The organism is Metabacillus crassostreae, assembly GCF_016908395.1.
GTDB classification, from domain to species: Bacteria; Bacillota; Bacilli; order Bacillales; family Bacillaceae; genus Metabacillus; species Metabacillus crassostreae.
Genome location: NZ_JAFBDU010000004.1, coordinates 223010 through 235487, shown reverse-complemented (window position 1 = coordinate 235487; position 12478 = coordinate 223010). Strand labels below are relative to the sequence as shown.

12 protein-coding genes are annotated in these 12478 nt (G+C 33.8%); 4 read left to right on the top strand and 8 right to left on the bottom strand.

Annotated features, from left to right (window positions below; translation table 11 throughout):
- Positions 1–134: 134 nt before the first annotated feature.
- A complete protein-coding gene (locus JOC75_RS14565) occupies positions 135–1445 on the bottom strand; it encodes a globin-coupled sensor protein (RefSeq protein WP_204954764.1) in 1311 nt (436 codons plus the stop codon).
- Positions 1446–1629: 184 nt separating this feature from the next.
- On the opposite strand from JOC75_RS14565, the gene JOC75_RS14560 reads away from it, so the two are divergent.
- From JOC75_RS14560 to JOC75_RS14550, 3 genes are read left to right on the top strand one after another with little or no spacing between them, the layout of a single operon-like run.
- The gene (locus JOC75_RS14560; RefSeq protein ID WP_146949931.1) at positions 1630–2013 is read left to right on the top strand and encodes a GntR family transcriptional regulator; all 384 of its coding nucleotides are present in this window, start codon (positions 1630–1632) and stop codon (positions 2011–2013) included.
- A complete protein-coding gene (locus JOC75_RS14555) occupies positions 2013–2915 on the top strand; it encodes an ABC transporter ATP-binding protein (RefSeq protein ID WP_204954763.1) in 903 nt (300 codons plus the stop codon). The genes JOC75_RS14560 and JOC75_RS14555 overlap by 1 nt, the downstream gene beginning before the upstream one ends.
- On the top strand, positions 2890–4920 hold the full coding sequence (locus JOC75_RS14550; protein ID WP_204954762.1) for a hypothetical protein: 2031 nt from the start codon (positions 2890–2892) through the stop codon (positions 4918–4920). Before JOC75_RS14555 ends, JOC75_RS14550 begins: the two co-directional genes overlap by 26 nt.
- A 26-nt stretch (positions 4921–4946) precedes the next feature.
- On the opposite strand, the gene JOC75_RS14545 is transcribed toward JOC75_RS14550, so the two are convergent.
- Positions 4947–5102 carry a hypothetical protein gene (locus JOC75_RS14545; RefSeq protein ID WP_168714490.1) on the bottom strand — a complete coding sequence of 52 codons (156 nt, stop codon included), beginning with the start codon at positions 5100–5102 and terminating at the stop codon, positions 4947–4949.
- A gap of 138 nt (positions 5103–5240) precedes the next feature.
- Between JOC75_RS14545 and JOC75_RS14540 the strand changes: the two genes are divergently transcribed.
- Positions 5241–5558 carry a hypothetical protein gene (locus JOC75_RS14540; RefSeq protein ID WP_239589483.1) on the top strand — a complete coding sequence of 106 codons (318 nt, stop codon included), beginning with the start codon at positions 5241–5243 and terminating at the stop codon, positions 5556–5558.
- Between the two features lie 88 nt (positions 5559–5646).
- Here JOC75_RS14540 and JOC75_RS14535 read toward each other — a convergent pair whose 3' ends face one another.
- The 6 genes from JOC75_RS14535 to JOC75_RS14510 all read right to left on the bottom strand — a co-directional run bounded on the left by JOC75_RS14535 (position 5647) and on the right by JOC75_RS14510 (position 12467).
- A complete protein-coding gene (locus JOC75_RS14535; RefSeq protein WP_204954761.1) occupies positions 5647–7101 on the bottom strand; it encodes an alanine/glycine:cation symporter family protein in 1455 nt (484 codons plus the stop codon).
- Positions 7102–7245: 144 nt separating this feature from the next.
- Positions 7246–7986: a glycerophosphodiester phosphodiesterase gene (locus JOC75_RS14530; protein WP_204954760.1), complete on the bottom strand. Its 741-nt coding sequence runs from the start codon at positions 7984–7986 to the stop codon at positions 7246–7248.
- Positions 7987–8155: 169 nt separating this feature from the next.
- Positions 8156–9532, bottom strand: a complete 1377-nt coding sequence (locus JOC75_RS14525; protein ID WP_204954759.1) for an ABC transporter substrate-binding protein — start codon at positions 9530–9532, stop codon at positions 8156–8158.
- Positions 9533–9598: 66 nt separating this feature from the next.
- On the bottom strand, positions 9599–10411 hold the full coding sequence (locus tag JOC75_RS14520) for a carbohydrate ABC transporter permease (RefSeq protein ID WP_204954758.1): 813 nt from the start codon (positions 10409–10411) through the stop codon (positions 9599–9601).
- The gene (locus JOC75_RS14515) at positions 10408–11346 is read right to left on the bottom strand and encodes a carbohydrate ABC transporter permease (RefSeq protein ID WP_204954757.1); all 939 of its coding nucleotides are present in this window, start codon (positions 11344–11346) and stop codon (positions 10408–10410) included. Before JOC75_RS14515 ends, JOC75_RS14520 begins: the two co-directional genes overlap by 4 nt.
- Positions 11343–12467 (bottom strand): ABC transporter ATP-binding protein, encoded by a 1125-nt coding sequence (locus tag JOC75_RS14510; RefSeq protein WP_204954756.1) that lies wholly within the window; start codon positions 12465–12467, stop codon positions 11343–11345. The genes JOC75_RS14515 and JOC75_RS14510 overlap by 4 nt, the downstream gene beginning before the upstream one ends.
- Positions 12468–12478: the final 11 nt, after the last annotated feature.

Genomic DNA, 12478 nt, shown 5'->3' with positions numbered 1-12478 from the left:
TAAACCAGTTTCCATCAACTTTGCCGAATAATCCACCATCCGACACCGTTCGTACACATGCTATGTTGAAGCACACCCCCATAGCGTGAAACTACATACAAAAAAGCTACCTCATCAGAAGTAGCTTTCATCTATTATTGGGCATCCTCAGCTTTTTCCAAAAGAGAATTTGCTAAAACTGATAGATTGCTAGTTGTATTATTAATTTCCTTAATTGACAATACAATGGAATCAAGATCTTCTTTGTTTCGATCAAACATAGATAGATAGTTTTCCATTTCCATTTTAACTGTAGCAAGTCCACCTTTTACTTGTTCAATTTTCGTCTGAGATTGCTGTGTTGATTGATTCATTGTTTTCATATTTTCAACAAGATCATTTGTGGAATTATTATTTTTTTCAACTAGAGCTTTGATTTTATTACTCATCATTTTCGAATTTTCAGCAAGATTTCGTACCTCAGAGGCCACAACTGCAAAACCACGTCCCTCGTCACCAGCTCTTGCTGCTTCTATTGATGCGTTTAGGGCAAGTAAATTAGTTTGATCGGCAATTTCTTCAATACTTTTTGTCATTTCGAAAATTTTCTCTGAGTTCTCTTTCAGTTCAAAAATACCATTGATCGATGTGTCGACCTTTTCTATTAAATCACCAAATGTTGTAATCATCGAAGTCATTTGCACTTCATTTTCATTTGTTAAAAGTACTAGATTTTTACAACTTTTTTGTGTTGTTTCTGTTTCTCGGCGAATTTGGTCTGCTTTTGTACTTGTTTCATAAACTGTTGCTTCTGTTTCTTCAACTGAAGCTGCTACCTCTTGACTAATAGCAGTTAATTCCCTTTGAAGGACTTCCTTAGAAGCATTTAATTCCTCTAACTCATTCATTCTAGCTTGAATGTAATTTTCAACAACTAATTGTGAGTCAAGATTTGTAATGTGCGTAATCGCCAATATAAGTTTTGATAATTTTTCTGGTTCTTTTTCAAACTTTTTTACAACCTGTGGAACTAATAATGTATTAATAGCAGAGTATGTGGCGATAAACCATGACGCAGGTAAACTTGCTCCATTGTGTGTATTACCTATTCTTTTTCGCATTTCAAAAAACTGATCATCAAGCTTTCCACTTAATAAGCTTTGAAAATATCGAACAAATACATTGTACAAGCGCTCTCTTGATGTATGCTCAGTTGCAATACCTTTTAGAATCGGCTGTTTATACAACTGATTTAACACCTTTTGAAGTATTTCATCTAGCATTTCAACTAAAAATGGCTGTGCTTCTCTTAATAGCTCTAAATGCTCGCTAGTAACACCCATATATTCTAATCTCGATGCTATATTCTGATCGTCAACAGTAGCAATATGATTCACTTCTGGAAATTCGATTTTAGGTACAAACTCCTCTATCTGAATACGGTCTTTTTTCCCAAATCCTAACATAGTTTCCATCTCCCTAATATCTATCTATTCATATTGTATAACATTTGTACTAGTTTTGTACATATAAAGACTCGCCCACATTACAATATCTTTTTATAGAATATTTATTGCATTTTGATTAGCAAAAATATACAATAACTGTATTAACAATATTAGTACAGTTAACACAAGAAGGGGGTAACTCATGTTTCAGCTTGATGTTAGAAGCAGAAAGCCCATTTACGAACAGCTAGTTGATAAAATTAAAGAATTAATTATTAACAGAATCCTTAAGCCTGATGAACAATTACCTTCTGTAAGAATGCTCTCCAGTCAATTAACCGTGAATCCTAATACAATACAGCGAGCATATCGAGAATTAGAAAGCCAAGGCTATCTATATTCAATTAAAGGAAAAGGAAATTTTGTTTCTGCAATTGAATCAATGCCAAATGATAATAAATTAGGAGAATTAAAAACTGATATTCAAAAGCTAATTGCTGAGGCGATATATCTTGGTTTAACAAAAGAGGATTTATTTGTGCTTTTTGATCAAGCACACCAACAAACAAAAGGGGATAAACATTAATGATAAAAGTTTCTTCCATTAGTAAAAAATATAATAAACAGTTAGCAATTAACGAATTATCCCTTTCCGTTAAGAAGGGTTCTATATATGGATTGTTAGGATCAAATGGTGCTGGAAAAACATCTTTATTAAAAATAATTGCTGGAATCAATAAGCCTGATAAAGGTCAAATTACCATAAATGAGTTACCTTCATTTGAAAATGTCTCTGTTAAGGAACGTGTTGTATTTATTCCAGATGTACTATATTTTTTCCCTCAAGCAACCATCGCTAATATGGCGGCACAATATAAAGAATTTTACCCAGCTTGGAATCCACAGCGCTTTGATCAACTAAAAAGTGCTTTTAAAATTGATGTAAATAAAAAAGTACATCGTCTTTCAAAAGGAATGAAACGACAGGTTGCATTTTGGCTTGCTTTATCAGCAATGCCTGATGTACTGATTTTAGATGAACCAATTGATGGGCTTGATCCTGTAATGAGACAAAAGGTTAAAAATCTATTATTTCAAGATGTTGCAGAACGAGAAATGACTGTCATTATCTCTTCTCACAATCTACGAGAAATAGAAGATTTATGTGATCATGTTGGAATTATGCATAATGGAAAAATCATTATCGAAAAAGAAATTGATGATTTAAAATGTGATACACATAAAATCCAACTTGCACTAGCAGATCCAACACATGAAGAGCATTTATTAAATCAGCTAACTACCCTTCATTATGAGAAAAGAGGCAGTGTTTCTCTACTCATTGTCAGAGGAAAGGAAGAAGAAATTAATAAAATCATCTCCACGACTGAGGTTATTTTATATGACTTATTACCATTAACACTTGAAGAAATATTTATTTATGAAATGGAGGATATTGGCTATGAAATCGAAAAAATCCTTCTTTAAGCCTGTGGTTGTTAAACAAGATTTAAAACAGCATGGGTGGGTTAGTATCGTATATTTCATCTTACTTTTGTTTGCACTTCCATTAGAAATGCTGAAGCTTGCAGACATGGAATATGTAATATTTTCAGATTATAAAAACTATTTTATGATAAATACTGAAATACAAGCATTCATACTATTTTCCATCCCAATTGCTTGTGGTCTGTTAATTTTTAGATACTTACAAACTGAGGCTTCTGTTGATACAGCTCACAGCTTACCCATTCGGAGGGAAACTTTATACGTTAGTCATATTATAAGTGGTTTACTTTTACTCCTTATTCCAGTATTACTTACATCTTGTATTACATTCTTGGTCACAACGTCAATAGATGAATTTAATGGTATCCTTACAATCTCAGAATTAATATCATGGACATTACTATATATCTTGTTTACTTGCTTTTTGTTTACCCTAACTTCATCTGTTGGTATGATTACAGGGATGACTACAGTACAAGCCATTTTCACTTATATATTTCTCTTTTTACCTATAGGTCTAGTTTCAGTGATTACCTTTAACCTTACTTTTCTATTATTTGGCTTTTCTCCGGCCTTTACTGAGGAAGCTTTAGTATATTTATCTCCATTTCATCGATTTTTCGATACATATGGTGATATTAATACATACTCAAGTTTAGAGATCATTCTTTATATACTATTCACAATTCTTCTTTTCTTTATTGGTCTTGGTTTTTACAAGGCAAGACAGCTTGAGAAAGCAACAGAGGTTATTGCTTTTCCATTTTTAAAACCAATTTTTAAATATGGTGTTACGTTTTGCAGTATGGCTCTTGGAGGCTCATATTTCTCTATATCAGCGACACTTAATTGGAATTGGATAATTTTCGGATACATTGTTGGAGCATTAATCGGCTATACCGCTACTGAGATGATATTGCAAAAAACATGGCGAATATTCAAATTAAAAGCATATATCGGCTTTGTTATATATAGTGTTATTTTCATTATCATTCTGTTTGGTATAAGATCTGATCTATTTCATTATGAAAACAAACTTCCGAAAATGGATCAAATAAGCGAAGTTTATTTCGGAGATAAGTGGGCGATGCAAGAAGCTGAGCGAAATGATCAACAATTATTTTCAGACTCAAAGCTCTATATTCAAGATGTTCGAAATTTACATGAACATATTATAGATGAACGTGAGTTAATAGAGAATACTTCTTATGTTGAGAATATGAACTATATGCAAGGAATGATTATCTACAAACTGAAAAATGGTAGTAAAATTTCAAGAGAATATCACATTCCAATTGATCCAATGAAAAAGATCTTAGAGCCAGTAATGGGTACCGAAGATTATAAAAAAACACACCCTGAGTATATTCAATTAAACACAAAAGAAGATATTAGTCGTATACGAATTTCCCCCAATGTTCCGGGTTTAAATGCTATTACAATCTCTAATAAGGAAGACATTGAAAGCTTTAAGAAAGCTATAAAAGCAGATATTCTTTCACAAACACTAGATTCAATGTATTACCCTAATAGTGGTTGGGGATCTATTGAACTCACCTATAATAGTAGTGACGCTAGTTTTAATAATGAGCAAATACCTTCTGATTTTTTTACTGAATCTATTAATGTGGATTGGAAAAAATCCTATTCAAATATCTCAAATTGGTTAGAACAGCATAATTATTTAGAGGATTTAACAGTCAGTGAAAAGGATATAAATAAAATTGAATTGGCTAAGCTTCCAGAAGCATTTCAAAAAGATAGTGAGCTGCACACAGATGGAGATATGATCAATTCAGAAAATCTTTTCAGAAGTGATAACAACATCCTTACCATGACAAAAAATGAACATTATTTAGATGTTGTACAAAATTTAATCGATTTCCCTGAAGGAAATTCATATTACGCAAAAATCATATTAAAGAATGGAGAAACATGGTATGGCTTTCTTGAGGAAGAGCACATTCCTGAAGAAATAAAGTGATAATTAAGATGGGGTCTGACCCCATCTTATTTTTTATTCGCTTGCTTACCACTCTTTTTTTGACTTTGATGCTGACTATTACCGATTTGAAAATCGCTACCTAATTCTACTTCATTTTCTCCTTGCTGCTTTGCAATTTGCTTTGCTGTTTGTTCTTTATTTTGCATACCTTGCTTAGACATAACCCATTCCTCCTTCATTCGTGCTTTTTATACTATGCACGTAATAATTCTTTTTTATCCTCAAAACTATTAGGAAACATTCTATTGCTATGTAAATTTAAGCCCGGACAAATTCCTCATTTTTCAGTGATGAATACGATGAAAAAGAAAAAATACGAGGAGGTTGGATTACTTATGTATCAACAGTATCAATATTCTCCACAGTTTCCATATTCAGAACATGCTGCACATCAGCAGTATAATCAGCCAATGAACGCTCAATTAAAGAGCTATACATTACAACAAGTAGAACCGTTTGTTCAATATGGATTAAAGGAAGCTCAAGCTACAACATATCAGCATACTTTAAGAGAAGTTGCAGCAATAGCATATTTGATGGGTAGGGGATATGATCCACAAACAGCTTACAAAACAGTTGAGTCATGGGAATTAAATGAATATTTTTATCGTCGTTAGGGAATAGGTTTAATTTGATGTTTTAGCTTAAAAAACAAAAACACCGATCAAACAGAAATACTGTTTGATCGGTGTTTTTTCAATAAAATTAAGACGCTTGATCTTTATCCTTTTTATATTCTGTTTCCCAATAATCTGCATTTTTAATGCCTAATGCTTTAGGATCAAATACTGGATCAAGTCCTTGTTTTCTTTGCTTCTCATAATCTTTTAATGCTATTAGTGCAGGTTTTGCTAATAGTAATATCGCAATTAAATTCAACCAAACCATTAGCCCTAAACCAACATCACCTAGTGCCCATGCTAATGCCGCTTCGTTTGTCGCACCATAGAAGGTTGCGCCCAAAAGAACAATCTTTAGAACAAGCATTGCCCATTTACTATTTGTAACACGAGTTAAATATGCAACATTTGTTTCAGCAATATAGTAATATGCCATAATTGTTGTGAAAGCGAAGAAGAATAATGAAATTGCTACAAACCCAGCTCCAAATCCAGGAATAACTGACTCAATTGCAGCTTGAGTATATCCAGGACCTGGTTCTACACCTCGAAGGTTATTTGCAAGCATTGTTCCATCAGGTGCTTCTGTATTATACATACCTGTAAATAAAATCATAAATGCTGTTGCTGAACAAACAAATAAAGTATCAATATATACAGAAAATGATTGAACTAATCCTTGCTTAGCTGGATGTGATACTTCTGCAGCTGCTGCAGCATGTGGACCTGTTCCTTGTCCTGCTTCATTTGAGTAGATCCCACGTTTTACTCCCCAAGCAATTGCAGCACCAACAATTCCACCAAAAGTAGAATCTAATGAAAATGCACTACTAAAGATAAGCTTAAGTACACCTGGTAATTCACCAATGTTTGCAAACACGATGATTAATGATACAACTATATAACCAATAGCCATGAAAGGTACAACATATTGTGCAACAGATGCGATACGTTTTACTCCTCCAAAAATAATAACACCAATTAAGGCAATAAGTATAATTCCAGTAATCGTAGTATTCATATTAAATGCGTTTTCTAAGCCAACTGCAATCGAATTTGATTGGATACCTGGCATTAATAAAGCCATCGCTAAAATTGCTGCAACAGCAAATGTTACCGCAAACCATTTCCAGCCAATTCCTTTTTCAATATAGTAAGCAGGACCACCACGATATTCGCCATCCTGTTTTACTTTATAAATTTGAGCAAGTGTTGATTCTATGAATGCACTAGAAGCTCCAATAAAGGCAATTGCCCACATCCAAAATACAGCTCCTGGTCCACCAAATGCAATTGCAGTTGCTGTACCAGCAATATTACCTGTTCCTACACGACCTGATAATGCAAGAGCAAGGGCCTGGAATGAAGATACTCCAGCTTTAGAGCTCTTACCTTCAAACATTAATTTAACCATTTCCTTAATATGCCTTACCTGTAAAAAACGTGTAAGGATCGAAAATAGTAAACCTACCCCTAAACAGATGTAGATAACAGGTGTACTCCATAGCACCCCATTTAAAGCATTCACAAAATTCTCCAAAAACGTAACCCCCTTTATTGAAAAGACTGAATTTTCTTTCTAGAAGAATTATAATCAATCTATTTCGATAAAACAACAAAAATGTGAGATGATCTCACATTTTATTTTTATTCTAGTAAAATATTTAGTTTGATTATTATCTAACTATTCAATGACCTTATTTTCTAAAAAAATTTCAGGATAGTCTGTTATTATAGCAGAAACATTAGATTTTATTAAGTTGTTATATTCATTCATCGTGTTAATGGTAAATACACGTATTGGATATCCACGTTCCTGCACCTTTTTCCCAATAATAGATTGTGCAAAGCTTGCTTCACAGTGGATAGCCTTTACAGGGATATTTTCTACCACTTTTAAAATATCTACTGGAATTCCCTCGATTAGATAAGCTGTTTCAATAGAGTGATTGAGCTCATTTATTTTCTTTAGACTTGCTTTGTTAAAAGAAGACAATATACACTGACTTTGTAAATGATACAAATCAATTAATTGTAGTACCTTTTCCTCAAGCTCCGGATAATCAATAATATCATTTTTTAACTCAACATTAACTAATAAAGGATAATTTAATGTTGTTACCCATTGTAATACCTCTTCTAATAATGGCACCGATTCTCTGGAAAACTTAGGATGAAACCAGCTTCCTGCGTCAAATCTTTTTAATTGATTCCAAACAAAATCTTTTACATATCCAATTCCGTTTGTCGTGCGATCGATTGTTTCATCATGTATAACAACCACCTCACCATCCTTAGTCAACTGCACATCTAATTCGATTCCATGTGCCTTCACTTTTGCAGCAGCTCGAAAAGCAGCCATTGTATTTTCTGGATACTCACCACTAACCCCTCGATGTGCGAAGAATTGTTTAGTTTCTCCCATATCTATCCCTCTTTTCTAATTATCTATCAATCTATGTACAAAATTCTGAATGAAAAAGACCCAAGAAGGTAACTCCTTCAAGGGTCACTATGAAAATGAACATTATATCCTGTACTATCTTATTAATCACCTTCTAGATAGTCATATAACAATGGATTTGCTCAATTACTTACTTTCCTTGCTTTTTATTAGCAACCTCTAGTGCACGATTTGTTTCCTCAGCTGCTTGATCAAGTGCTTCCTGTGGATCCATACCTTGATATAAATTCTCCATTGCTGTCACGACTTTTTGACGTGATTCTGGGAAAACAGAAATCAAAGCACCTTGAGTAGCAGTACCAGGCTTTGTTTCACGTAGCTGATCAACTGTTACCTTTAATTGAGGATATTTTTCCCACTCTTCTTTTACGATATCTTGCTCATATGCAGCAGGATTAATAGCAAAATAACCTGTTTTCACATGCCAATCTGCTTGAACTTCAGGAGTTGTTAAATACTTCATGAATTCCCATGCAGCTTTTTGCTTTTCTTCTTCAATTCCGCTAGACATCCACACTGATGCTCCACCGATAATAACACCTTCACGATCTGCTTCATCTGGAACTGGTAAATATGAAACTCCCACTTCAAAATCTGCATTATCTACAATTGTTTTAACTCCTGCTGAAGAATCTAAATACATCGCCATTTTTCCAGATTGGAATGCTGCACGCATATCATCCCAGTTTTGACCTACATTATAAAACGTTCCTTCATTATACATATCGCTAATTAAGTTAAATACGTTTAAGCCTAGTTCATCATTAAATGTAGCTTTTGTTGCGTTTCCACTTCTTCCATTATCATTATCAACATAATGTCCACCTTGCTCAGCTAACATTTCTTCAAAAAACCAACCATAGTTCAAAATTGAAAATCCGTATTGACTTGTTTCTCCACCTTCTGCTTTTGTTAACTTTTTAGAAGCTTCTTTTAATTCACTATAAGTCATTGGTGCTTTTTCAGGATCTAAACCTGCTTCTTTAAATGCATCTTTGTTATAAATTAATACTGGTGTTGAAGAGTTGAAAGGCATTGAGTACTGTTCACCATCAACTGTGTAATAATTTGAGATATTTTCTTCCCACTGTGATGTATCATAATTATCTTCATCAATAAATTTTTGAACAGGTTGTACATGTCCACTATCAATCATATACTTTGTTCCAACTTCAAAGGTTTGCATAATTGTTGGTGCATCCTTCGTTCCAGCAACTGTGTTGAATTTTGTTAATGCTTCTTCATAAGTACCTTGGAAAACAGGTGTAACTTCAATATTCTCTTGTGAAGCATTAAAATCTGCAACAATATCCTTTAAAACTGTTTCAAGATCTCCACTCATTGCATGCCAAAATACTACCTCTTGTTTGCCAGCAGCTTCTTCTGTTTTTGCACCTTCTGTTCCTTTCCCTTCTTCAGATCCTTTTGAATTTGATTGGGAACTAGAACAAGCACCTAATACTAATAATAAAAGTGCAGATAAAATAATTAGAAATTTATTCTTCATTTGTAATTCCTCCTTGTTTTTTCATACATTCTTTATTCTGTCTTCATCTTATGTATTGTGAAAAGGTTATTTCAGCGCGCCTTGTGTTAATCCTTTTTGCAGGCGTTTTTGACCTAAGAACAAGAGAATGAGCGTCGGAAGTATCACTACAACTACTGCTGCCATTACCACCCCCCATTCAGTAGAAATTTCTTGAGATTGCAGCTGTTTCAAACCAATTTGAACAGTACGAACACTTTCGTTGTTTGTCACAAGCAATGGCCATAGATACATATTCCAAGTCGTTAAAAAGCTATAAATCCCTAACGTAATCAAGCTAGTTTTTGAAACTGGTAAAACAACATTCCAGAAAAAACGAAAACGACTAATTCCAGCAACTTGTGATGCTTCATATAATTCTTTTGGAATTGTTTTAAATTGCTGTCTTAATAGAAAGGTTCCAAAAGCTAAAGCGAAAAATGGAATGGTTAAGCTTGAATAAGAGTTTAGCCATCCTAATTTTTGAATGGTTAAGAAGTTAGGCACCATTGTTGCTTCCCACGGAATCATCATGGTTGAGATAAAAAGAAAGAATATGAATTCTCTTCCTTTAAAGCTAACAAACACAAAAGCAAAAGCAGCTAAACTTGAGACAATAATTTGACCAAGCATGACAACTGTTGAAACATAGAAGCTATTCCATAAATATTGAAAAAGTGGAACCTTTTCAAAAGCAGATTGATAGTTTTCTAATGTTAGTGTTTCAGGGATAATATTTCCTCTTAAAACCTCTCCACCCTGCATAAAGCTAATCATTAATGCATAAAAAATCGGAAACATCATGATTAAAAACGATAGTATTAATAAACTATAAATGACGATTTTCTTTGATATACTCATTGATAATGCACCTTCCGTTCCCCAATTTTGAATTGAAGAATCGTGACAATTAAAATACAGAAAAATAATATTGTCGCTTGAGCACTAGCTGATCCAACATTGTAGTTAATGAACGCTTCTTTATAGATGGAATAAACAATGACATTAGTAGATTCCACTGGCCCACCCTTTGTTAAGATGTCAATTTGCCCAAACGTTTGAAATGAATTGATTAATGAAACCGTAATGATGAAAAACAATGTAGGTGATAGCATCGGAATCGTTATCTTTCTTAACTTATACCAATAACTTACTCCTGCTATATCGGCGTTTTCATATAAATGCTCATCAATATTTTGCAATCCACCTAAAAGAATAAGAAAAGCAAAACCAGTGTTCATCCATACTGTAGAGATAGCAACTGATAGTAGAGCATATTTTGGATCTAACAGCCATTGAGTTTCAGATCCACCTATTGCAACTAGGATTTTATTAAAAATACCGATTGCTGGATTATACATGAACATCCAAATCACTGATGATGCTGCAACACTCATCCCCATTGTTGAAGAAAACATTGTTCGAAAAAAACCAATTCCTTTTACCTTTTCATTTGAAATGACAGCTAAAAATAAGGCCAATATTACACCAACAGGCACTGTATAAATGACAAATAAAATGGTTGCTTTTATACTTTTTTGAAAGCTTGTTGATTGTAAAAGATAGGTGAAATTTTCAAATCCAACAAATGTAATTGGTACACCCTGTCCATCTGTTAAGAAAAAGCTTAAATACAATGTGCGTAGCATTGGATAAAAAAGAAAGACGCTAAATAAAAGGATTGAAGGTAGTAAATACAATAAACCAACTACAAAGCTTGGAAGCTCTCTTTTTCCTTTAAATTCCGTTTGGTTAACATTAATCTGCTCAGTGGATAAGGATGGAGTACTACTCATAACATAGCCTCCTTAAGCGTCCGCTTCTCCTCAACTTTTTCTTTATGCCAAATACATTCACCGTTATCAGCATCAAAAAGAAGCAAATCCTCCTCTTTTATATAAAGTGGCATTCTTTCTCCAATTTCGATATTCCATTGTCCATTCCATTTCGCAATCCATTGCTTAGAACCCACTTCAAAGGTTACCAATGTTTCAGTTCCTAAAACCTCCACATTAATTGCATCTGCAAAAAAGCTCATTTCCCCTTCCTTTGCTAACTGAACACTTTCTGGACGAATACCTATCGTTATATTCGTGGAGTTCGCAGGTAGCTCATCCATCATCTCTTTACTAATTGAAATGGAGCGATTATCTCCTAGAATGAGAGCATGATCAGCTATTTGTCCATTCAATAGATTCATTGGAGGTGCTCCAATAAAGGATGCAACAAATGTATTTGCTGGATGGTTATAGATATCAAGAGGATGACCAATTTGTTGTACATCTCCGTTATGTAAAATCATCATTCGATCAGCCATCGTCATTGCTTCTGTTTGATCATGTGTAACATAGATCATTGTGATTCCTAGTTTTCGTTGAATTTGTCTTATCTCAGATCTCATTTTCGCACGTAGTTTAGCATCTAAATTTGATAGTGGCTCATCCATCAAGCAGATCGGAGATTGTGTCACAATTGCTCTAGCAAGTGCTACCCTTTGTCTTTGCCCACCAGAAAGTTGTCTTGGTTTACGTTTTAATAGTTCAGATAATCCAAGCATACTAGCAGTCTCTAAACATCGTTTCTTTTGTTCAGCTTTTGTTACTTTTTTCGTATGAAGCCCAAATGTGATATTTTGTTCTACATTCAGATGCGGATATAATGCATAGTTTTGAAAAACCATCGATAAATCACGCTGACTAGGAGATCTTTTCGTTGAAAGTAAATCTCCTATATAAAGATCACCGCTGCTAATTTCTTCAAGACCTGCTATCATTCGGAGCATTGTACTTTTTCCACAACCAGAAGGACCTACTAACACAAAAAATTCACCCGGCTCTATTGAAACATCAATACCTTTTATGACATTTGTTTGTCCATCATAGGATTTTGAGACATTTTTCAATTCAACTTTTTTCATCATTGCACTCC

What these genes read in the sequence shown, in the direction of transcription:
- JOC75_RS14515 (WP_204954757.1), bottom strand. Translation starts at nt 11,346, where the DNA reads ATGAGTAGTACTCCATCCTTATCCACTGAGCAGATTAATGTTAACCAA.
- JOC75_RS14545 (WP_168714490.1), bottom strand. Translation starts at nt 5,102, where the DNA reads ATGTCTAAGCAAGGTATGCAAAATAAAGAACAAACAGCAAAGCAAATT.
- JOC75_RS14560 (WP_146949931.1), top strand. Translation starts at nt 1,630, where the DNA reads ATGTTTCAGCTTGATGTTAGAAGCAGAAAGCCCATTTACGAACAGCTA.
- JOC75_RS14510 (WP_204954756.1), bottom strand. Translation starts at nt 12,467, where the DNA reads ATGAAAAAAGTTGAATTGAAAAATGTCTCAAAATCCTATGATGGACAA.
- JOC75_RS14555 (WP_204954763.1), top strand. Translation starts at nt 2,013, where the DNA reads ATGATAAAAGTTTCTTCCATTAGTAAAAAATATAATAAACAGTTAGCA.
- JOC75_RS14525 (WP_204954759.1), bottom strand. Translation starts at nt 9,532, where the DNA reads ATGAAGAATAAATTTCTAATTATTTTATCTGCACTTTTATTATTAGTA.
- JOC75_RS14550 (WP_204954762.1), top strand. Translation starts at nt 2,890, where the DNA reads ATGAAATCGAAAAAATCCTTCTTTAAGCCTGTGGTTGTTAAACAAGAT.
- JOC75_RS14520 (WP_204954758.1), bottom strand. Translation starts at nt 10,411, where the DNA reads ATGAGTATATCAAAGAAAATCGTCATTTATAGTTTATTAATACTATCG.
- JOC75_RS14565 (WP_204954764.1), bottom strand. Translation starts at nt 1,445, where the DNA reads ATGTTAGGATTTGGGAAAAAAGACCGTATTCAGATAGAGGAGTTTGTA.
- JOC75_RS14540 (WP_239589483.1), top strand. Translation starts at nt 5,241, where the DNA reads ATGAAAAAGAAAAAATACGAGGAGGTTGGATTACTTATGTATCAACAG.
- JOC75_RS14530 (WP_204954760.1), bottom strand. Translation starts at nt 7,986, where the DNA reads ATGGGAGAAACTAAACAATTCTTCGCACATCGAGGGGTTAGTGGTGAG.